Raw genomic sequence first — 21,132 nt, 5'->3', positions numbered from 1 at the left:
GCCGCCAAATTCTTCGATGCGGGCGACGTGCAGGCGAACGGCTTCCAGATCGTGGAGGACGACAAGACCGGCGACACCTTCACCGAGTCGGGTGCGTCCTATATGGGCTTTGCGGTGAGCGCGCTCTTGGCGTCCGGCATGGCGGACACGCCGCGCTACGGCATCGCCTTTACCGGCGACGGCTCCTTCATGATGAATCCGCAGGTGCTGATCGATGCGGTCGAGCACAAGGTCCGCGGCACAATCGTGATTTTCGACAATCGCCGGATGGCGGCGATCACCGGGTTGCAGCTGGCGCAATATGGCCGGGAATTCCGGACGAACGATTCGGTGCCGGTCGATTATGTGCAGCTTGCCGGCGCCGTACAGGGCGTGCGCGCGCTGCATGGCGGCTTCAGTGCGGATGAGTTGCGCGCCGCGCTGAAACAGGCGAAGGCCCACGACGGGCTGTCTGTCGTACACGTGCCGGTCTATGCCGGACCGGACGAGCTCGCCGGGCTTGGCGCCTTCGGCCAGTGGAATGTCGGCAACTGGTGCGACGACGTTCAGCGCGAGTGGATCAGCCAGGATATTTGAGCGGCGTCGCCCCCGCGGAGGCGGGGGCCCATATTCAAGAGCGGTGGTTATGGGTCTCCGCTTTCGCGGGGACGAACAGATCACACGTGCTTGTAGGCCCGGGCGTGATAGACCAGCGCCTTCTCGGCATTGGCAAGCCGGATCGCCGCGACTTCGCCGAAATAGATGTCGTGGGTCGCGACCGACTTCATTTCCGTGACCCGGCAATCCAGTGCGGCGATCGCGTTAGTCAATACGGGCGCGCCGGTTTCCATCGCGATCCAGTCACCGCGCATGAAGCGCTCGGCCATGAACACGCCGGTGCGCCCGGCGAACACATTGGCGAGTTCTTCCTCGCTTGAAGCCAGCGTATTGACGCAGAACACCTTGTTCTCACGCATCACCGGGGTGATCTGGCTCTTGCGGTTCAGGCACACCAGCACGGTCGGCGGCGAGTCCGAGACCGACGCCACCGCGGTTGCGGTGAAGCCGGCGCGCCCCGCCGGTCCCGATGTCGTGATGATATGCACCGCGGCGCCGAGCCGGCTCATCGCCTCGCGGAACATTTCCGGCGGGGCGATGGGTGCTCCAGCTTCCGCCGCCGCCGTCGCCTGATCTCGTTCCCAGACGCTGACGGGTGAATTGTCGATCCAGCTCATTCCAAGGCCTCGAACCCGCACGATACGGCGCGTGAAGCCGAAAGGTCTACAACCCCAGCAACCGCTTCGTATTGCCGCCCACGATCTTGCCCACGGTAGCAGAATCGAAAGCGGGATTGGAAGCCACATGCCCGACCGGATCGTAATCGGCCATGTCGAAGGGATAGTCAGTGCCCATGACCACGTGATCGGGACCGAAGGTTTCGACCAGGGCTTTCAACTGGCCCTCGGAGAACACGACGGTGTCGACGTAGATCTGTTTCAGGTAGCTGGTCGGCGGATTGGGCAGATCGGCATGCGCGTCCGATCGCGCGCCCCAGACATGGTCGATCCGGCCGTAATAGGCGCCGAGATAGCCGCCGCCATGGACCGCCAGCAACTTCAGATTGGGATGGCGATGCAGCACACCGTCGAAAATCAGGTAATGCAGCGCGATGGTGGTCTCCAACGGATTGCCGATGACATTGTTGAAGTAGAAGCGTTTCAGCCGCTCGCCATGGGTGAAGCCGTTGGGATGGATGACGACAAGGAGCCCAAGCTCCTCCGCCTTTTGCCAGAACGGCGCGGCGGCCGGATCGGACAATTCCTTGCCGTCGATATTGGTGAGGATCTGGACGCCGCGAAAGCCGAGTTTCGCGATCCGCTCCAGTTCCTTCGCTGCCTCATCGCCATAGGGCAGCGGCACGGTGCCGAATGGGATCAGCCGGTCGGGCTTCCTGGCGCAATATTCGGCGATGCCGTCATTGACAAGCTGTGCCGCCTTCACGCCGATCTCGACCGGCAGCGTGTAATAGCACTGGCCGGGCGGAGGCTTAATGACCTGCATGTCGATGCCCATGGCGTCGAGATTGCGCAGCCGCGGCTCCAGTTCGACCATCCGGGTCTTGAGATCCTGGTCCTGCTTGGCGTTGACCGCGGCGGTCTCCGGCGACTGGAAGGTGTGCAGGCCCGGGCTGATGCGCACATTCTGCTGCGCGACATAGGCGCCGGCCGCAGGGATCGCGACATGGGAATGAATGTCGATGGTAACGCTCTGCGGTCTAACCTCGCGGCCCGGCTTGCCGTGCTTGCGGGCTGCGGTGGGTTCGTACTTGTTCCAGACGGTCATGAGGCTGTCTTGAAGTCCTGAGCTTGTTCTGAGGGGGAATCCGCCGCTCGTTTTCAGCGGGCGAAAAAGATCGCCGGTATGCGCTTGCAAACGACGGGAGCATGACGCCACAGCTTGCCGCTTTTGCCAAGTGCGCGCGCAAGGCGCTAAAACACATTCTCAAGCTTCCGGTTGAGAAGCAGGGAGGGCATGCATGCGCGTCGGAATAGCCGGTCTTGGCAAAATGGGTGCCGCGATCGCGGCCCGGCTGATGGAATGCGGACACGAGGTGTCGGTCTGGAACCGCTCGGCAGAAAAGGCGAAGCCGCTGGCCGATGCGGGTGCCACGGTCGCGGCAACTGCCGCCGGTCTCGCTGCGCAAGCGGATGCGATCCTGACGATCCTCACCGATGCTGCGGCGATCGACGCGGTGTATCACGGCCCGTCCGGCCTTCTGTCCGGTGACGTTGCGGGCAAGCTGTTCGTCGAGATGAGCACGGTGCGGCCCGATACCGAGATTGCGCTGGCGGAAAAGGTCCAAGGCAAGGGCGCCGCCTTTGTCGAATGCCCGGTCGGCGGCACCACCGGGCCTGCGCGGCAGGGCAAGCTGTTCGGCTTTGCCGGCGGCAGCGATGCCGACGTGGCCCGTGCGCGGCCGCTGCTGGAGCAGCTCTGCCGGCGCGTCGAGCATGTCGGCGGAGTCGGCGCAGGCAGCGGCATGAAGCTCGCCATCAATCTGCCGCTGATGATCTACTGGCAGGCGCTGGGCGAAGCGCTTGCGATCAGCCGCCATCTCAAGATCGAGCCTGCGCGGCTGATGGACATTATTGCCGATACCTCCGGCGCTTCGACGGCAGTGAAGAATCGCGGCCAGAATATCGCGGCCTGGCTTGCGGGAGGCGATTTCGGCGCGGTGACCTTCAACCTCGACGACGCCCGGAAAGACATCCGCACCATGATCGAGGAAGGCCGCGCGCGCGGCGTGGAATTGCCGCTGATCGAGAAGACGCTCGCGTGTTTCGACGAGGCCAGCGCGGCCGGCTATGGTCAGAGCGACGGATCGGGCATGGCGGTCTATTGGGCCGGCCGCGGCACGATCTGAGAAGGACACACGATGAGCAAACTGACACTCGCGCAGGCGTCCACAATTCTCGAGACGGCGCTCAGGACCGCCCGCGACAAGAATTTGCAGCCGCTCTCGGTCGCGGTGCTCGATGCGGGCGGCCATCTCGTCGCCTTCAAGCGCGAGGACAAGTCCGGCATTTTGCGTTTCGATGTCGCCTTCGGCAAAGCCTGGGGCGCACTCGGCATGGGCTTCGGCTCGCGCACGCTTTACGAGCGCGCGGAGAAGACGCCGATGTTCTTCACCACGCTTGCCGCGGCAAGCGGCGGCCGGGTCGTCACCAATCCCGGCGGCGTCCTGATCCGCGATGCGGGCGACGACATCATCGGCGCCGTCGGCATTTCCGGCGATACCTCGGACAACGACGAAATCTGCGCCATTGCCGGGATCGAGGCAGCGGGCTTGAAGGCCGATCCTGGCGGAGCAAAAACTAGCACCGGTCATGCCCGGCCTTGAGCCGAGCGTCCACGCCAGGATTTCAGGCGAAGACGTGGATGGCCGGGACAAGCCCGGTCATGACAGCGAACAGGGACAACCGACATGCAATTCTTTTCCTGGTGGCGGTCGCTGGCTTCGTTCCGGGTGCGGATCGCGCTCAACATCAAAGGCATCTCGCCCGAGGTGATGAATGTCGATCTGATGAAGGGCGAGCAGCGCACCGAAACCTACCGCAAGCTCAACTCGCAGATGCTGATCCCCGCGCTCGTCACCGACGAAGGTGCGGTGCTGTTCCAATCCATGGCGATCATGGAATATCTCGACGACGTGCATCCACATCCGAACTTGCTGCCGTCGGAGCCTTTGGCGCGGGCGCGGGTGCGGGCGCTGTCCGGCATCGTCGCATCGGACTCGCATCCGCTGGTGGTGCCGCGGGTGCGCGAGTATCTCGAGCATGAACTCAGGCTCGACGAAGCGGCGCGGACCAAATGGATCCATCACTGGCTTGCCGCCGGCATGGTCGCGCTTGAAACCAATCTCGCGCAGAGCAAGGAGACTGGCGCCTTCTGCCAGGGCGACAACGTCACCATGGCCGATATCTGCCTGGTCAGCCACGCGGTCGGCTGCAACTTCTTCAAGCTCGACCTCGCGCCCTATCCGACGGTGCGGCGGATTGTCGAGACCTGCATGAAGGAGGATGCGTTCGCGAAAGCGCATCCGCTGAAACAGCCGGGCGCGCCGGCGGCGGTGTGATGTCCCTCTCGCGTTTGCGAGAGGGAGCTTCAGCGGCGCGCTTTTGCGTTTGACGACGGCTTCAACAGCCCCGCCAGGCGCTTCTCCGTCGCCGCAAGATCGGCCTCGAACCGCTTCAGAAACAGCCGTGCCGGCGAAGATAGCGTGCGGCGCGACGGGGTGATGACGACGAATTCCGCGTAGAGCGGTGGCTCGACCGGGTTGATGCAAAACTCGTCGCGCCCGATATCGTTGATGCAGATCAGGCCCGGCAGCACGGTCACGAAGTCCGAGCGCGCGACAAAATCGAAGGTTGCCATCATGGCGTCCATCTCAATCAGTCGTGCGACTGCAACATCGTTGCTCTGGAAATAGATATCGAGATTGCGCCGGCGGATATTGTCCGGCGCCGGCATCACGATTTTCAGCGGCCCGCATTCGGCGAGCCGGACCAGCTTGAGCGGTGCGAATTGTCTGCCGCGAGCCGAAATCAGCACTTCGCGGTCGCGCAGGATCAGCCGCGACCTGAGTCCAACGCGGCCCTCGAAAGCCGGAACGACGGCAAAGTCGAGCGCGCCGTCGAGCACCTGTTCGGTCAGGATCGCGCTATAGGCCTCGACGATCTGCAATTGCAGGTCGGGATGCGCAATGACGAAATGCTGCAGCGTCGGTGTGAGCGCGGCGCGGGTGAAGGTCGGCATCAGCCCGATGCGCAAATTGCCGGTCAGCGTTCCGGTCAGCGCCTGCGCGTCTTCGCCGGCGCGGTCGAGCAGGCTCATGGCCTCCACGCAATGCCGGTAATAGCGAAGCCCGGCCGGGGTCGGCGTCACGCCGGCGGTGGTGCGGTCGAAAAGCCGCACCCCGAGCGCCGTCTCGGCCGCCGCGACGTGCTGCGAAATGCCGGATTGCGTGGCATTCTCGCGTGCGGCGGCGCGGGTGAACGAGCCCTCCTCGCAGACGGCGATGATGGCCTCGATCTGGCGCAGCGACATGCGGCTCGGCATTGGCAGGCGGCCCGGCGAAATTAGAAAATATGATGACGATCCTCAGATCATATTATTTCCGATGCCGCCGCGGCGCAGCTAGTTTTTGCCGCTTCGGAGGAACCACCCGATGAAACTCGGCTTTTTCACCATGCCAATCCATCCGCTCGGCAAGGACTGGCGGACGTCGCTGCGCGAGGATCGCGAGGCCTTCATCCTGGCCGACGAACTCGGCTTCGCCGAAGGCTATGCCGGCGAGCACGCCACCGACCAGGCGGAGAATATCACCTCCTGCACCATCTTCATCGCCTCGCTGATCCATGCGACCAGGCGCATGAAGCTCGGCACCGGCACCGTGAATATGCCGAACAGCCATCCCGCCGCCGTCGCCGCCGAGATCGCTATGCTCGATCATATGCTGGATGGCCGTTTCATTTTCGGCATCTCTCCGGGCGGCCTGCTGTCCGATGCCGAGGTGTTCGGCAATCTCGACGCCAACCGCAACGAAATGTTCCTCGAATGCATCAACCAAGTGCTGGCGATCTGGCAAGGCGAGCCGCCCTATAACCTGCGCGGCAAATACTGGACGGTGGTCTGCGAAAGGCAGTTTATGCCCGAGATCGGGCAGGGCTTCCTGCCGAAGCCGTTGCAGCGTCCGCATCCGCCGATTGTGGTGACCGCGGTCGCGCCCTTCTCAAAGGGGGTCACCGAAGCTGCCGCGCGCGGCTGGGAGCCGATCTCGGCGAACTTCCTGATGCCGCAATGGGTGAAAAGCCATTGGCCGAAATATGTCGAGGGCTGCGAGCGGGCCGGTCGCCCGGCCGATCCGGCGAACTGGCGCGTCGCCAAGAGCATCTTCGTCGCCGATGACGACAAAACCGCGCGGGCCTACGCGACCGACCCGGACTCGCCCTACCGATTCTATTACAAGCAGCTCTTCACCAAGCTGAAGGCCAATGGCCGCGTCGAATTGTTCAAGACCCATCGCGACCAGCCCGATGACGAGGTGACGCTCGACAAGATCGTCGATCAGCTCATCATCTACGGCACGCCGAACAAAGTGGCGGACGAAATTCTTGCCTATCGCGAAAAGGTCGGCGATTTCGGTACGCTGCTTTATGCCGGCAAGGACTGGGCCGATCCGGCGCTCGGCAAGCGCTCGATGGTGCTGCTGGCCGAGCAGGTGATACCGAAGGTCAATGCGGCGATCGGGAGCCCGGCTCAGGCAGCGGAGTAGGCCGCGGCGCGCAGCCTGACAGTCACGTCAGAACCGGCGTCTTCAGCGGGCGCTTCTCCAGTCCCGCGGCGAGATTGTCGAGCATCAGTTGACCCATCTCGACGCGGGTCTCGATCGCGGCGGTGCCGTGATGCGGCTGCAGGAGCACGTTCGGGAAGTCGAGCAGACGCTTGTCGAAATCGGGCTCCTTCTCGAACACGTCCAGCGCCGCCCAGCCGAGCCTTTTGCTGGCGAGCGCGTCGATCAGCGCTTCCTCGTCGACGACGGTGCCGCGCGCGACATTGATCAGCGTGCCTTGCGGACCGAGCGCGTCGATGACGTCGCGCGAGACGAGATGGCGCGTTTCCGGTCCACCCTTGCAGGCGACCATCAGGAAATCGCTCTGCCGCGCCAGTTCGACCACGTCGTCGACATAACCATAGGGTGCGTCGGGCTTCTTGCGCGTGGCGTTGTAGAGCACCCGCATGCGAAACGCCACGGCACGGTCGGCGATGGCGCGGCCGATGCCGCCCAGTCCGATCACGCCGCAGGTCTTATGGGCGACGCTGCGCCCGAGGGGAATCGGCCCCTTCGCCGCCCATTGGCCCGAGCGCGCATAGTGTTCGGCAAACACGATTTGCCGGGCCGAGGCCAGCATCATGCCGATGGCAAGATCGGCGACTTCCGGGCCGATGATGTCCGGGGTGTTGCCGAGCGGAAGGCCGCGCGCCTGGATCGCCGCCACATCGACGAGATCGAGCCCGACGCCGAACACCGATACAGCTTCGAGATTGGGCAGCCGGTCAAGAATGGCCCGGCTGATGCCGCGATTGGCTTCCGTCGCAACGCCGCGCACGCGCTGCGCGACATCGGCGGGAATCTCCTCGGGCGCAGGCGTCGTGGCGTAGTGATGCACGGTGTAGCGCCGATTCAGTTCGGCGACGGTCGGGTCGGGAAATTTTCCGAAATACAGAATGTCCGGCTTCATGGTCGCGGGCTTTTCCCTTCGCTGCGGCTCAGAGTTCGAAAATCTTCTTCGGCGTCTTGTGCAGGCATTCGCCCGGACCGTCCTTGCCGACCAGATAATTGTCGCAGATCACGTTCCATTGCGAGGCCGTCTCGTAGCCCGGATGCACTGCGAGATTCATCCCGGCTTCGATGGTCATGGTTTCGTCCTCGCGGATCAGCGGCCGTTCAACGAGGTCATAGCCCTGGCCGTGCGCATAGAGCCGCTTCTCCGGGCCGACGCCGCGCGCCGCCATGAAGTCGTCGTGCGCGGCAGCGATGTCGCGGGCCGGGACGCCCGGCTTGATCTTGGAGAGCGTATAAATCTGCGCTTCCTTCACGCTTTCGAAGCCGTCGAGGAGTTCGTTGGTGGCCTTGCCGAACACGACCGTGCGGGCGATCTCGGTATACATGCCGCCGGGTCCGGCATTCTCGATCAAGAGCGAGAAATGCTCGCCCTTTTGCAGCACGCGGCCCTGCAGATAGCGGTCGGCGAAATTCGCAGGCTCGCCGAGCGGCGCGGATGTGCCAAGGAACAAGCCCTGTTCGGAGCCAAGCAGCCGCCCCTCATATTGCGCCAGCGCGGTGATGTCGTTGTCGCGCATGCCGGGTCTGATCTTCTTGCAGACTCGCGCGAAGATTTCGTCCTGCATCTCGGCGCAGCGGCGGATAAGAACCATCTCCTCCTCGCTCTTGATCGCCTTGATGGCGTCGACCTCCTCGGTCGCGTCCACGATTTCGGTCTTGCCTTCGAGGCCCTGCTCGATCTGCGTCACGAAGCGATATGGCATCGCGCCGCGGCCCAGTATGCCGATGCGCTTGTAGGCCCGCCGCTTCAATTCGCCGAGCGCGAGTTCGCCCTGATAGCCGTCGGTATAGGTGATCGAGGTGAAGGCCGGAGTGGTGATGAGATCGCCGACGCCGCGATGGATCGCGTGTTTGCCCTCGAAGCCGCGGCGGCCGCCGGACGGCCCCATATCGATGACAGTCATCGCGTCATTGGCGTGGAAGATCACCGTGCGCGGATAGCCGTTATAGGCCGGAAAATCGGTGAACCATTTCACATAGCCGCCGAGCCAGTCGTTGTTGTTCTGCATGACCAGCGCGTCGAGATTTCGCTCGGCCATCATCGCGCGTACCGCGTTCCAGCGGCGCTCGAGTTCGGCGTTCGAAATCGGATTGAGCCTGCGGTCGGTCATGGTTGCTCCCTCGATTGCGCGGCGGCGCTTGTCGGTTGATCCATGTCTATGTTGACGGCTTGGATAAGCCAAGGGAAATGCCCGGCAAGCGGTTTACGAGAACCGCATTGTGGTACAGTTGGACTGCGGTATCCGGCAGGCCACGTGACCAAGCATGCGGCAAGTGTAGCCCAAGAAACCATCTGCCGCCTGCGGATCGGCGTCTTTCAATACGTCTCATCGCAGACGGGGGCCGTCGGCCTCCGGCGTTTGCCCGGTTTACGGAATTGACTCGACCTTGAGCGGCGTGGTGCCATGGCGGGAAAGCCGGGTTCCCGGCTCCAATTTTCCGACCGGAGGGGTCTCATGAATTTCAAGGTCATCCTGGCCGCCGCCAGCCTCGTCATGCTGGCTGCGCCTGCATCCGCGCAGACCAAGGTCAATATCGGCATTTCAGGCTGGACCGGCTTCGCCCCGCTCACGCTTGCCAAGGAAGCGGGGATTTTTGCGCGCAACGGCCTCGACGTGACCATCAAGAAGATTCCGCAGGCGAGCCGCCATCTCGCAATCGCATCGGGCGACATCCAGTGCGCCGCGACGACGGTCGAGACCTGGATTGTCTGGAATGCCAACGGCGTCGCCACCACCCAGCTGTTCCAGCTCGACAAGTCCTACGGCGCCGACGGCATGGTCGTGCGCAACGACGTCAATTCGATCAAGGACATTAAGGGCAAGACCGTCGCGGCTTCGGCGCCCGGCACCGCGCCCTATTTCACGCTGGCCTGGTTCCTCAAGAAGAACGGCATGTCGATCAAGGATGTGAAGGTCGTTAACATGGAGCCCGGACCGGCGGCGCAGGCCTTCATCGCCGGTCAGAACGATGTGGCGATGACCTATGAGCCCTTCCTGTCGGCGGTGCGCGCCAAGCCAGAAGCCGGCAAGATCATCGCCACCACGCTCGATTATCCGATGGTGATGGACACCTTCGGCTGCACGCCGGAGTTCATCGCCAAGAACGAGGGTGCGGTAAAGGCGCTGGTCAAGAGCTATTTCGAGGCGCTGGACATGATCGAGAAGGACCAGCAGAAGGCTTTCGAGATCATGGGTGCGGACGTCAAGCAGACCGCCGAGCAATTCGCCAACTCGGCAAAATATCTGCGCTGGCAGGATCGTGAAGCCAACAAGAAGTTCTTCTCCGGCGAGCATGCGCAGTTCTCGAAAGAGGCGGCCGAGCTGCTTCTCGAAATCGGCGTCATCAAGCAGATCCCGGATCTGTCGAAGCTCGCCGATCCACGCTTCGTGCAGTAGCAATTCTTTCCCTCTCCCCGGTGAAACGGGGAGAGGTTGCCGAGCGAACGTCTTGCGAGCGAAGCGGGTGAGGGGCCCGATCCGATAATGATGTGTCCGCTCGTCCCCGCGAAGGTGGGGACCCAGTCCTTGTCTCTGGATTCCCGCCTTCGCGGGAATGAGCGGAGACAACATCCGTGTCGCGTGCGGAGGCGCTAGCATGCGACCCCTTCAACCCATCTCCAACACCGCCCGCGTCCTGCTGGGCGTCTCGTTCTTTATCCTGTTTTTCGCGGCCTGGGCGTTTGCCACGCTTGGCGGCTATGTGTCGCCGACCTTTCTTGCAAGCCCCGTCACCATGGTGCAGGACGGCTGGTACCTCCTCAGCAAGCATAACTTCTCTTTCGATATCGGCATTACCGTGTGGCGCGTGGTCGGCGGCTTTGCGCTCGCGGCTATCGTTGCCGTGCCGCTCGGCATCCTGATGGGCGCCTACAAGCCGATCGAGGCCTTCCTCGAACCTTTCGTTTCGTTCGCGCGCTATCTGCCGGCCTCCGCCTTCATTCCGCTGCTGATTCTGTGGGCCGGCATCGGTGAATTGCAGAAGCTGCTCGTCATCTTCATCGGCTCGGTGTTCCAGATCATCCTGATGGTCGCAGTTACCGTAGCGAGCACGCGGCGCGATTTGGTCGAGGCGGCGCTGACGCTCGGCGCGCGCGATCAGGGCATTCTCGCGCGCGTGCTGATCCCCTCGTCCGCACCCGACATTGCCGAAATCCTGCGGCTGGTGCTGGGCTGGGCCTGGACCTATGTGATCGTCGCCGAGCTGATTGGCTCGTCGTCCGGCATCGGCCACATGATCATCGACAGTCAGGCGCTGCTGGCGACCGGCCAGATGATCTTCGGCATCATCGTGATCGGAATCATCGGATTGATTTCGGACTATCTGTTCAAGGCCGCGAACCGGAAGCTCTTTCCGTGGAGCCAGATTTGACCAAGCTCCGCATCGAGAATGTCAGCCGGGTGTTTCCCGGCCTGCATGGCGGGCCGCCGACGCGCGCGCTGGAGCCGACCAATCTCGACGTTTCCGACAACGACTTCGTCACCATCCTCGGGCCGTCGGGCTGCGGCAAGTCCACCTTGCTGCGCCTTGTCGCCGGTCTCGACACGCCGACCACAGGAAAGATCCTGCTCGACGGCAAGCCCGTCACGCGGCCGGGTCCGGATCGCGGCATGGTGTTTCAGTCCTACACGCTGTTTCCCTGGCTGACGGTTGCCGAGAATGTCGCCTTCGGCCTGCGCGAAAAAGGCGTGCCGCAGGGCGAGCGCAATGCCATCGTTGCGCAATGGCTTGAGCGCGTCGGCCTGCAGAGCTTTTCGCGGCATTATCCGAAGCAGCTCTCCGGCGGCATGCAGCAACGCACCGCGATCGCGCGTGCGCTTGCCAACGGCCCGGAGATCCTGCTGCTCGACGAACCGTTCGGGGCGCTCGACAACCAGACCCGCGCGCTGATGCAGGAATTGCTGCTGGGCATCTGGGAGCGCGAGCGCAAGACCGTACTGTTCGTGACCCACGATATCGAGGAATCGATCTTTCTCGCCTCGCGCGTGCTGGTGATGAGCGCACGGCCCGGCCGCATCAAGGCGGATCTGGAAGTGACGCTGCCGCATCCGCGGCACTATACGATCAAGACCTCACCGGAATTTTCCGAACTGAAGGCGCGCCTCACCGAGGAAATCCGCGCCGAAGCGGTGCTGGCGGCGGAGGAGCATTGAGTTAGCGTGGAGACCTAAATCTGTCCCGCTCGTCCCCGCGAAGGCGGGGACCCAGCGCCGTGGAAGCTCCGATGTGTGTCGTCGCTTGGGCGCGCAAGATCCGCCGTCCACTACCGTGCCTCGTTCCGTCCTTATCCAGAACAGCCGGAACTTGTCGAGCTGACTTTACTGGGTCCCGCCTTCGCGGGGACCAGCGATTGCGGAGCTATCCGCAGCGACTATAGCGTTTTCGAGCGAAGTGGGCACCGGTTCGCGTGAAGAAAACGCGCCAACGCAACAACTTAGAGCCTTTTCGCGATTCGAAGAAAAGCGAAAAAACTCTAATTCCCCTTCTTCACCGCCACCAGCGTCTTGCCGCCATTGTCATGCAACACAAGCGCGCCGTCATCGCGGATATCGAAACGTTGCGTAGCCTCGAGTTGCCTGATGAGCGCCTGCTCCTGCTGCATGACCGGCTCGGGACAGGCCATCATGGTGGAAGCGAGCTGGCAAAGGGTCAGGCCTTCACCGGTCAACGTGAAGCCGCCGCGAAACCGGTTGCAGGAGCCGTTGCCGAAAACCGAGACGCCCTCGAAGGCCAGGGTCGGCTTTGTGCTCGCCAGCACCGGTGCGCCGTTAATTTCATTGATCGCCCATTCGCCCGTGCCGAGCAAAGAGCGCGGCGCGCCGCCGCATCCGCGCAGCAGGCCATTCAGCCCGGCGATGGTGACGCTATCGGGATGCGGCATGCCGCTCATGGTGTCGCGGCACAGCCGCGGCGCGATTGCGATCTGCACGGTTTTGCCGCCGAACGTGACGTCATAGCGGGTGCCATCCGGCGTCTGCTGCGCCTGCGGGCGCGCGGCTTCGAATCGGCCGCCATCCTGTGTGGTCAGCACCATGCCCCGTTCGCCGATGGTGAGCAGCCAGCCCGGCTCCTGTCCGCGCGCCGTGTATGTCTCCTGGGCAAGCGTTGGGGAGGGCATCTGAAGCGCGATAACGCAGAATGCGGCCGCGACCAGTGTCCGTCGAACATCAAGCTGCGGCATCTGCCTTTGCCTCCCTGAATGCGCTTATGGAATGCGCTTCGTGCGGTCCTGCAATGTCACAAGCCATCGGCTTGCGGCCGGACTGTGACGGCACCGGCCCGGCGTCCGGGGGCGGCCAGCCGTCAGAGACTCGGCAGCTTCAGCCCCTGCTTTTTTGCCCAGTCGATCGCTTCATCGTAGCCCGCATCGGCATGACGCATGACGCCGGTCCCCGGGTCGTTCCAGAGCACGCGCTCGACCCGCTTGCCAGCTTCCGGCGTGCCGTCGCAGACGATCACCATTCCGGCATGCTGCGAATAGCCGATGCCGACGCCGCCGCCGTGATGAATCGACACCCAGGTCGCGCCGCTCGCGCAATTCAGAAGCGCATTGAGCAAGGGCCAGTCCGAGACCGCGTCCGAGCCGTCCTTCATCGCTTCGGTTTCGCGGTTGGGCGATGCGACCGAGCCGGAATCCAGATGATCGCGTCCGATGACGACCGGCGCTTTCAGTTCGCCCTTCGCCACCATGTCGTTGAAGGCCATGCCGATGCGATGGCGGTCGCCGAGACCGACCCAGCAGATGCGCGCCGGCAGGCCCTGGAAGTGGATGCGTTGCCGCGCCATGTCGAGCCAGTGATGCAGATGCTTGTCGTTCGGCATCAGCTCCTTCACCTTGGCGTCGGTCTTGTAGATGTCCTCCGGATCGCCCGACAGCGCCGCCCAGCGGAACGGTCCCACGCCGCGGCAGAACAGCGGACGGATATAGGCCGGTACGAAGCCCGGAAAATCGAACGCATCCTTCACGCCCATGTCGAACGCGCGCTGGCGGATGTTGTTGCCGTAATCGAGCGTCGGAATGCCCTGCTTCCAGAAATCCAGCATCGCGCGCACATGCACGGCCATCGATTCCTTCGCCGCCTGCTCCACCGCCTTCGGGTCGCGTTCGCGTTTCTCCTGCCATTCGGCAAGCGTCCATCCGGCCGGCAAGTATCCGTTAATGGGATCGTGCGCCGAAGTCTGGTCGGTAACCACGTCGGGTTTCACGCCACGCTTGACGAGTTCCGGATACATCTCCGCGGCATTGCCAAGGACGGCGACCGACACCGCTTTCTTATCCTTCCCCGCGCGTTCGAGAATGGTCAGCGCCTCGTCGAGGTTCTTCGCCTGCATGTCGACATAGCCGGTACGCAGCCGCATCTCGATCCGCGAGGGCTGGCATTCGATCGCGAGCATCGATGCACCGGCCATGGTGGCGGCCAGCGGCTGGGCGCCGCCCATGCCGCCGAGACCAGCGGTGAGAATCCATTTGCCCGCGAGATTGCCGCCGAAATGCTGGCGACCGACTTCGACGAAGGTCTCGTAGGTGCCCTGCACGATGCCCTGCGAGCCGATATAGATCCACGAGCCTGCGGTCATCTGCCCGTACATCATCAGCCCCTTGCGATCGAGCTCGTTAAAATAATCGAGCGTCGCCCAGTGCGGTACGATGTTGGAATTGGCGATCAGCACGCGCGGTGCGTCGGCATGGGTCCGAAAGATGCCGACCGGCTTGCCGGACTGCACCAGCAGGGTCTCGTCGCCCTCCAGCGCCTTCAGCGACGAGACAATGCGGTCATAGCTCTCCCAGTCGCGCGCGGCGCGGCCGATGCCGCCATAGACGACAAGCTCGTGCGGCTTCTCGGCGACGTCCGGATCGAGATTGTTCATCAGCATGCGCAAGGGCGCTTCGGTCTGCCAGCTCTTGCAGGACATCACAGGGCCGCGGGGCGCGCGGATAATGCGGTCGTTGTCGAGGCGCTTGTTCATGGATGAACCTTCAGTCGTCGAGTGCGGGCAGTGTGACCGGTCGCGCTGCATCGATCAATGCGCCGGTGGTGACGAGCTCGGTCGCGGTCTCGATATCGGGCGCCATCTTGCGATCATGGTCGAGCTTCGGGATATGGCGGCGCAGCAGGCTGCGGGCGCGCTCCAGCACAGGGCTTGAGGCCAGTGGCACATGGAAGTCGCAGCCCTGCGCGGCGGCCAGCCATTCGATCCCGACGATATGGGCAGCGTTCTGCGCCATGCCGATCAGCCGCCGCGCGCCGTGTGCGGCCATCGAGACATGGTCTTCCTGATTGGCCGAGGTCGGGATCGAGTCGACGCTTGCCGGATACGCCTTCTGCTTGTTCTCGGAGACGAGCGCGGCCGCCGTCACCTGCGCAATCATGAAGCCGGAATTCAGCCCCGGCTGCGGCGTGAGGAATGCCGGAAGCCCGGACAATACCGGATCGGTCAGCATCGCGATGCGGCGTTCGGCGAGCGATCCGATCTCGCACACCGCGAGCGCCAGCATGTCGGCGGCGAAGGCGACCGGCTCGGCATGGAAATTACCGCCGGAGATCACTTCGCCGCTGTCGGTCATCACCAGCGGATTGTCGGAGACGCCATTGGCTTCGGTCACGAGTGTCGCCGCTGCCTGCCGCATCACATCAAGCGCCGCGCCCATCACCTGCGGCTGGCAGCGCAGGCAATACGGATCCTGGATGCGGTCGTCGATGGTGCGATGCGAGGCGCGGATGCCGCTGCCGTCCATCAGCGCGCGCAACGCGGCTGCCACGTCGATCTGGCCGCGATGACCGCGCAAAGCCTGGATGCGTGCGTCGAAGGGCGTATCGGAGCCGCGCGCGGCATCGGTCGACAATGCGCCCGTGATGAGCGCCGACTGGAAGATGCGCTCGATGTCAAACAGCGCGCCAAGGGCATGCGCGGTGGAGAACTGCGTGCCGTTGAGTAGCGCAAGCCCCTCCTTCGGACCGAGCACCACGGGTTCGAGCCCGGCGCGGCCGAGCGCGTAGACCGCGGGCATGCGCTCGCCGCCATAAAAGGCGTCGCCCTCGCCGATCATGGTGGCGGCGAGATGCGCGAGCGGGGCGAGATCGCCGGACGCGCCGACCGAGCCCTGCGCCGGGATGACCGGGATCACGTTACCGGCGAGCATGCCCTGAAGAAGCTTGATCGTCTCCCGCCGCACGCCCGACGCGCCGCGGCCGAGACTTGCGAGCTTCAGCGCCATCATCAGCCGCGCGATTCGCGAAGGCACAAGATCGCCAACGCCCGCGGCATGCGACAGCACAAGATTGCGTTGCAATGTTTCCAGATCGCGATCGGCAATCCGGACATTGGCGAGTTTTCCGAAACCGGTGTTGATGCCGTAGACCGCATCCCCCTTCTTCACGATGGCGGCGACAATCGCTGCGCCTTCATCGACGCGCGTCAAGACGGAGGGCGACAGCGACAGGCCCGCGCCGCGGGCCAGTGCGCGCCATGCCGACAGAGGAAGCGCGTCGCCGTTGAATGTGATCTCGGTCATTATTTTCCGTTCCGCACCCGCGCCTGTAGCGGGTTGAAGCCTAGGCGGTAGACGAGTTCGGCCGGGCGCTCGATGTCCCAGATCGCAAGGTCGCAGGCCTTGCCCGTTTCAATGGTGCCGGTCTCGGCGAGCTTGCCGAGCGCACGCGCCGCTTCCCGCGTCACACCGGCGATGGCTTCCTCGATGGTCAGGCGGAATAAGGTCGACGCCATGTTCATGGTGAGAAGCAGCGAGGTGACCGGTGAGGTTCCGGGGTTGCAATCGGTCGCGATCGCCATCGGCACCTTGTGGCGGCGGAACGCCTCAACCGGCGGCACTTGCTTCTCGCGCAGCATGTAGAATGCACCGGGCAGGAGGACCGCGACAGTGCCGGCCTGCGCCATCGCGGCAACGCCGGTCTCGTCGGTGTATTCGAGATGGTCGGCGGATAGCGCATCATAGCGTGCGGCCAGCGCCGCGCCGTGCAGATTGGACAACTGGTCGGCATGCAGCTTGACGGGCAGGCCGCTTGCTTTCGCCGCGTCGAATATGCGCGCCGTCTGCTCCGGCGAAAAGGCGATGCCCTCGCAAAAGGCGTCGACAGCATCGGCGAGACCCGCCTGCGCGATCTGGGGGATCATGGCGCAGACCTTGGCGATGAAGGCGTCCTTGTCGTGAGTCTCCGGCGGCAGGGCATGGGCGCCGAGAAATGTCGTGGTGACGCGGACGTCCCGCTCGCGGCCAAGCCGTCGGGCCGCGCGCAGCATCTTGGTCTCGGTCACGAGATCGAGTCCGTAGCCGGACTTGATCTCGATGGTCGTGACGCCTTCCGCAATCAGTGCATCGAGCCGCTTCAGCGACTGGGCCACAAGCTGGTCTTCGCTTGCGGCGCGGGTGGCCTTGACGGTGGAGACGATGCCGCCGCCTCCGCGGGCGATCTCCTCGTAGCTCGCACCCTTCAGCCGCAGTTCGAATTCATGAGCGCGGTCGCCGCCATAGACAATGTGTGTATGGCAGTCGATCAGGCCGGGAGTGATCCAGCGGCCGTCGAGTTTGGCGGTCTCGGCGGCGTCCCAGCCTGCCGGCAGGCCGGATTCCGGCCCCACATAGGCGATGCGTCCGTCCTTGGCCGCAACTGCGCCGGTCACCTCGCCAAGCCCCGGCCGGTTCGGGGCAAGGGTGGCGATGCGGGCGTCACGCCAGAGGGTGTCGAAAAGCATGGTTTATGCCTCTACCGTCATTCCGGGGCATTTGCGGAACGCAAGCGAACCCCGAATCCAACCGCAGACGCGGACTTCGCCTCTGGATTGCTGGTCCATGCCTTCGGCCTGTCCCTGAATGACAGTATAACGATATATCGGCCATCAATGGCCGCATGTCGAGCGAGGCTGTCTTGCGCGCATATCGATTCAAGAAAGCATTTCTTCCGTCCGGCTGGGCGGACGAGGTCGGCGTCGAGGTTGGCGACGACGGCGTGATCGTTCGGGTGACGCCGGGCACAGCGCCGGACGGCGCGGAAAAGATTTCAGGCATCGCGCTCCCCGGCATGCCGAACCTGCATTGCCATGCCTTCCAGAAGGGTATGGCGGGGCTCGCTGAACGGCGCGGCCCGACCGGCGACAGCTTCTGGACCTGGCGCGAGGTGATGTACCGCTTTCTCTCGCAGCTCACGCCGGACGATGTCGAGGCGATTGCCGCCTATGCCTATCTGGACATGCTGGAAGCCGGCTTCACCACGGTCGGCGAATTCCATTATCTGCACCACGATCCCTCCGGGCAGCCCTATGACGACATTGGCGAGATGGCGGCGCGCATCGTTGGGGCAAGCGCCTCGACCGGGATCGGGCTGACGCTGCTCCCGTCACTTTATACATATGGCGGCTTCGGCGGCGCTGCGCCCAATCCAGGGCAAATCCGCTTCATCAATCCGACCGGCCGCTTCGTCACCCTGATGGAGAGGTCGCGCCAGATCGTGGCGGCATTGCCCGGTGCGGCGATCGGGATCGCACCGCATTCGCTGCGCGCGGTCTCGCCGGAGCAGTTGCGCGAGGCCACAGCAATTTTCGCCGATGGACCGGTGCATATCCATGCCGCCGAACAGATCAGAGAGGTTGACGACAGCGTCGCGTCGCTCGGCGCGAGGCCGGTGCAATGGTTGCTCGACAACATGAATCTCGACGGACGCTGGTGCCTGATCCACGCGACCCATATGACGGACGATGAAACGGCACGGCTCGCGCGATCGGGTGCGGTGGCGGGGCTCTGCCCGTTAACCGAGGGTAGCCTCGGTGACGGCATTTTCAATGGCGAAACCTATCTCGCGGGACAGGGCCGCTTCGGCATTGGCAGCGATTCCAACATTCAGATCGATGCGCCCGCGGAATTGCGGCAGCTCGAATATTCGCAGCGGCTCAAGGCGCGTGCCCGCAATGTCATGACGGAAACCGAAGGCGAATCCACCGGTCGCTCGCTTTATGCGCGCGCGCTTGCCGGCGGCGCGCAGGCGCTCGGCCAGAGGATCGGCGCGATTGCGCCAGGCCATCGCGCCGACATCGTGGTGCTGGATGCGGATCATCCCGATCTCGCGGGCGCCGGAGGCGACATGGTGCTCGATGTTTTGATGTTTTCCGCCGGCCGCGCTTTGATCCGAACGGTGATGACCGGGGGAAAGCCGGTGGTGCGCGACGGCCGCCACTTCGCCCGCGAGGCCATTGCACAAAAATACCGCAGCACGGTATCGCGGCTCGCGAACGGCTGACGCCGTTCGGTCACACACCTGTCATGCGGCGAACTTAGCTGAACGGCAAATCTTATGCGCAGCCGTCTGGAGGTTCCCCGCCATGCTGTTCCGTTCCCTTGCCGCTGCAGCCTTTGCCGCGAGCCTTGCGCTTACCTTTGCGACGCCTGTGCAGGCGCTCGACAAACGCTTCACCGATGCCGATGGCGATATGGTTGCGGATGCGCCGAAGGACCCCAAGCAATGGGTCGATCCGCCGGTGCTGATCTTCTCCTATACGCCGGTTGAAGATCCGGCCGTCTATGCGAAAGTCTGGGACGGCTTCGTCAAGCATCTGGAGAACGTCACCGGCAAGAAGGTCCAGTTCTTCCCGGTGCAATCCAATGCCGCGCAACTCGAAGCGATGCGTGCCGGACGCCTTCACGTATCGGGTTTCAACACCGGTTCCAATCCGCTGGCGGTGAATTGCGCAGGCTTCGTGCCGTTCGCGATGATGGCGTCGCTCGACAATGCCTATGGCTACGAGATGGAGATCATCACGTTTCCGGGCAGCGGCGTGACCAAGGTCGAGGACATCAAGGGCAGGAAGATGGCCTTCACCGCGCAGACCTCGAATTCCGGCTTCAAGGCGCCCTCCGCGCTGCTGAAGCAAAAATTCGGTCTCGAGGCGGGGAAGGATTACGAGCCGGTCTTTTCCGGCAAGCACGACAACTCGATTGTCGGTGTCGCCAACAAGGATTATCCGGCGGCGGCGATCGCCAATTCGGTCATGCTGCGGATGATGGCCCGTGGCGTGGTCAACAAGGACCAGATCGTCTCCATCTACAAGTCGCAGACCTTCCCGACCACCGGCTACGGCTACGTTTATAACCTGAAGCCGGAGCTCGCCGAGAAGGTGAAGGAAGCCTTCTTCAGCTTCCCCTGGGACGGGTCGGAATTGCAGAAGGAGTTCGGTTCCGCCGAGCCGCCGCAGCAGAAATTCATGCCGATCACCTACAAGGAGCATTGGCAGGTGGTGCGCGACATCGACGCCGCGATGGGCGTCAAATACGACTGCAAGGGCTGACGGCCACGGGCCGCGGGTGCCGGTTCCGAGTCTTTAGGCCGGGCCGGAGCCCTTGCGGCGCGTCACAAATCTGTAATGATCGGTCCCTAGCTCGGCTCGTTCACCCGTGCAGCAAGGGCTGGCGCGGACCGGTTCTTTGCATCCTTGTTCACGGGACGGCTTAGCGATGGGAGATCAGACCATGCGTATTGGTTTTGTCGGCGGCATCGTTGCCGCATTGATGCTGGCGGCGCTGCCGTCGCAGGTTTCCGCACTCGACCAGCGCTTCACCGACGCCGACGGCGACATGGTCGCCGACGCGCCGAAGGATCCGAAACAATGGGTCGACCCGCCGGTGCTCGTGTTCTCCTACACGCCGGTCGAGGATCCTGCGGTCTATGCCAAGGTCTGGGACGGCTTCATCAAGCATTTGGAAAAGGTGACCGGCAAGAAGGTCCAGTTTTTCCCGGTGCAGTCCAATGCCGCGCAGCTCGAGGCAATGCGCGCCGGACGCCTGCACGTGTCCGGCTTCAACACCGGCTCCAATCCGCTGGCGGTGAATTGCGCGGGCTTCGTGCCGTTCGCGCTGATGTCGTCGAAGGACGGACAATACGGCTACGAGATGGAGATCATCACCTATCCCGGCAGCGGCGTGACCAAGATCGAGGATATCAAGGGCAAGAAGATGGCCTTCACCTCGCAGACCTCCAATTCCGGCTTCCGGGCGCCGTCGGCGCTGCTCAAGCAGAACTACAATCTCGAGGCCGGCAAGGACTACGAGCCGGTGTTCTCGGGCAAGCACGACAATTCGGTGATTGGCGTCGCGAACAAGGATTATCCGGCCGCCGCGATCGCCAACGAAGTGATGCATCGCATGTTCGAGCGCGGCGTGGTCAAGAAAGACCAGATCGTCACCATCTACAAGTCGAAGACCTTCCCGACCACGGGCTACGGTTATGTCTATAATCTCA

20 protein-coding genes are annotated in these 21,132 nt (G+C 63.5%); 11 read left to right on the top strand and 9 right to left on the bottom strand.

Going from position 1 to position 21,132, the window contains the following annotated elements:
- Positions 1–576, top strand: a 576-nt coding sequence (locus ACK41X_RS15535) for a thiamine pyrophosphate-dependent enzyme (RefSeq protein ID WP_409725056.1), incomplete at its 5' end; no start/stop codon positions are given.
- Between the two features lie 80 nt (positions 577–656).
- Here the strand turns inward: ACK41X_RS15535 and ACK41X_RS15530 are convergent.
- Positions 657–1,214 carry a flavin reductase gene (locus tag ACK41X_RS15530; protein WP_409725053.1) on the bottom strand — a complete coding sequence of 186 codons (558 nt, stop codon included), beginning with the start codon at positions 1,212–1,214 and terminating at the stop codon, positions 657–659.
- A 46-nt stretch (positions 1,215–1,260) separates the two neighbouring features.
- Entirely contained in the window at positions 1,261–2,322 is a 1,062-nt protein-coding gene (locus ACK41X_RS15525; RefSeq protein ID WP_409725051.1) for an amidohydrolase family protein, read from the bottom strand.
- 193 nt (positions 2,323–2,515) lie between these two features.
- Between ACK41X_RS15525 and ACK41X_RS15520 the strand changes: the two genes are divergently transcribed.
- From ACK41X_RS15520 to maiA, 3 genes are all read left to right on the top strand, one after another.
- On the top strand, positions 2,516–3,403 hold the full coding sequence (locus ACK41X_RS15520; RefSeq protein ID WP_409725049.1) for an NAD(P)-dependent oxidoreductase: 888 nt from the start codon (positions 2,516–2,518) through the stop codon (positions 3,401–3,403).
- Between the two features lie 12 nt (positions 3,404–3,415).
- Entirely contained in the window at positions 3,416–3,880 is a 465-nt protein-coding gene (locus ACK41X_RS15515; RefSeq protein WP_409725046.1) for a GlcG/HbpS family heme-binding protein, read from the top strand.
- A gap of 84 nt (positions 3,881–3,964) precedes the next feature.
- A complete protein-coding gene (maiA, locus tag ACK41X_RS15510) occupies positions 3,965–4,615 on the top strand; it encodes a maleylacetoacetate isomerase (protein ID WP_409725044.1) in 651 nt (216 codons plus the stop codon).
- Positions 4,616–4,644: 29 nt separating this feature from the next.
- Here the strand turns inward: maiA and ACK41X_RS15505 are convergent, their stop codons facing one another.
- Complete coding sequence (locus tag ACK41X_RS15505; RefSeq protein WP_409725041.1) at positions 4,645–5,598, bottom strand: LysR family transcriptional regulator; 954 nt, start codon at positions 5,596–5,598, stop codon at positions 4,645–4,647.
- Between the two features lie 109 nt (positions 5,599–5,707).
- Here ACK41X_RS15505 and ACK41X_RS15500 point away from each other — a divergent pair, with 109 nt between their 5' ends.
- Positions 5,708–6,814 carry an LLM class flavin-dependent oxidoreductase gene (locus ACK41X_RS15500; protein ID WP_409725039.1) on the top strand — a complete coding sequence of 369 codons (1,107 nt, stop codon included), beginning with the start codon at positions 5,708–5,710 and terminating at the stop codon, positions 6,812–6,814.
- 22 nt (positions 6,815–6,836) lie between these two features.
- Here the strand turns inward: ACK41X_RS15500 and ACK41X_RS15495 are convergent, their stop codons facing one another.
- A complete protein-coding gene (locus tag ACK41X_RS15495) occupies positions 6,837–7,781 on the bottom strand; it encodes a 2-hydroxyacid dehydrogenase (RefSeq protein WP_409725036.1) in 945 nt (314 codons plus the stop codon).
- A gap of 28 nt (positions 7,782–7,809) precedes the next feature.
- Positions 7,810–8,997, bottom strand: coding sequence for a M24 family metallopeptidase (locus ACK41X_RS15490; RefSeq protein ID WP_409725033.1), 1,188 nt, complete (start codon positions 8,995–8,997; stop codon positions 7,810–7,812).
- A gap of 384 nt (positions 8,998–9,381) precedes the next feature.
- Between ACK41X_RS15490 and ACK41X_RS15485 the strand changes: the two genes are divergently transcribed.
- From ACK41X_RS15485 to ACK41X_RS15475, 3 genes are all read left to right on the top strand, one after another.
- Positions 9,382–10,284, top strand: coding sequence for an ABC transporter substrate-binding protein (locus ACK41X_RS15485; RefSeq protein WP_409725058.1), 903 nt, complete (start codon positions 9,382–9,384; stop codon positions 10,282–10,284).
- Positions 10,285–10,483: 199 nt separating this feature from the next.
- Positions 10,484–11,257: an ABC transporter permease gene (locus ACK41X_RS15480; RefSeq protein WP_409725031.1), complete on the top strand. Its 774-nt coding sequence runs from the start codon at positions 10,484–10,486 to the stop codon at positions 11,255–11,257.
- The gene (locus ACK41X_RS15475) at positions 11,254–12,039 is read left to right on the top strand and encodes an ABC transporter ATP-binding protein (protein WP_409725029.1); all 786 of its coding nucleotides are present in this window, start codon (positions 11,254–11,256) and stop codon (positions 12,037–12,039) included. The genes ACK41X_RS15480 and ACK41X_RS15475 overlap by 4 nt, the downstream gene beginning before the upstream one ends.
- 320 nt (positions 12,040–12,359) lie before the next feature.
- On the opposite strand, the gene ACK41X_RS15470 is transcribed toward ACK41X_RS15475, so the two are convergent.
- The 4 genes from ACK41X_RS15470 to hutI all read right to left on the bottom strand — a co-directional run bounded on the left by ACK41X_RS15470 (position 12,360) and on the right by hutI (position 17,599).
- Positions 12,360–13,067 (bottom strand): META domain-containing protein, encoded by a 708-nt coding sequence (locus ACK41X_RS15470; protein ID WP_409725027.1) that lies wholly within the window; start codon positions 13,065–13,067, stop codon positions 12,360–12,362.
- A 122-nt stretch (positions 13,068–13,189) separates the two neighbouring features.
- Positions 13,190–14,854: a urocanate hydratase gene (hutU, locus tag ACK41X_RS15465; RefSeq protein WP_409725024.1), complete on the bottom strand. Its 1,665-nt coding sequence runs from the start codon at positions 14,852–14,854 to the stop codon at positions 13,190–13,192.
- Positions 14,855–14,864: 10 nt separating this feature from the next.
- Positions 14,865–16,400, bottom strand: coding sequence for a histidine ammonia-lyase (gene hutH / locus ACK41X_RS15460; protein WP_409725022.1), 1,536 nt, complete (start codon positions 16,398–16,400; stop codon positions 14,865–14,867).
- Entirely contained in the window at positions 16,400–17,599 is a 1,200-nt protein-coding gene (gene hutI, locus ACK41X_RS15455) for an imidazolonepropionase (protein WP_409725019.1), read from the bottom strand. The genes hutH and hutI overlap by 1 nt, the downstream gene beginning before the upstream one ends.
- 173 nt (positions 17,600–17,772) lie before the next feature.
- On the opposite strand from hutI, the gene ACK41X_RS15450 reads away from it, so the two are divergent.
- The 3 genes from ACK41X_RS15450 to phnD (ACK41X_RS15440) all read left to right on the top strand — a co-directional run.
- The gene (locus ACK41X_RS15450) at positions 17,773–19,137 is read left to right on the top strand and encodes a formimidoylglutamate deiminase (RefSeq protein ID WP_409725017.1); all 1,365 of its coding nucleotides are present in this window, start codon (positions 17,773–17,775) and stop codon (positions 19,135–19,137) included.
- An 82-nt stretch (positions 19,138–19,219) separates the two neighbouring features.
- Positions 19,220–20,182 carry a phosphate/phosphite/phosphonate ABC transporter substrate-binding protein gene (phnD, locus tag ACK41X_RS15445; RefSeq protein WP_409725014.1) on the top strand — a complete coding sequence of 321 codons (963 nt, stop codon included), beginning with the start codon at positions 19,220–19,222 and terminating at the stop codon, positions 20,180–20,182.
- 181 nt (positions 20,183–20,363) lie between these two features.
- Positions 20,364–21,132: phosphate/phosphite/phosphonate ABC transporter substrate-binding protein (phnD, locus tag ACK41X_RS15440; protein WP_409725011.1), on the top strand; the 769-nt coding region annotated here is incomplete at its 3' end.

Origin of the sequence: Pseudorhodoplanes sp., from assembly GCF_046289595.1 — a bacterium.
Classification (GTDB): domain Bacteria; phylum Pseudomonadota; class Alphaproteobacteria; order Rhizobiales; family Xanthobacteraceae; genus Pseudorhodoplanes.
Note: the sequence above shows the minus strand (reverse complement) of the source record. Positions and strands in the feature narration are given on the sequence as shown.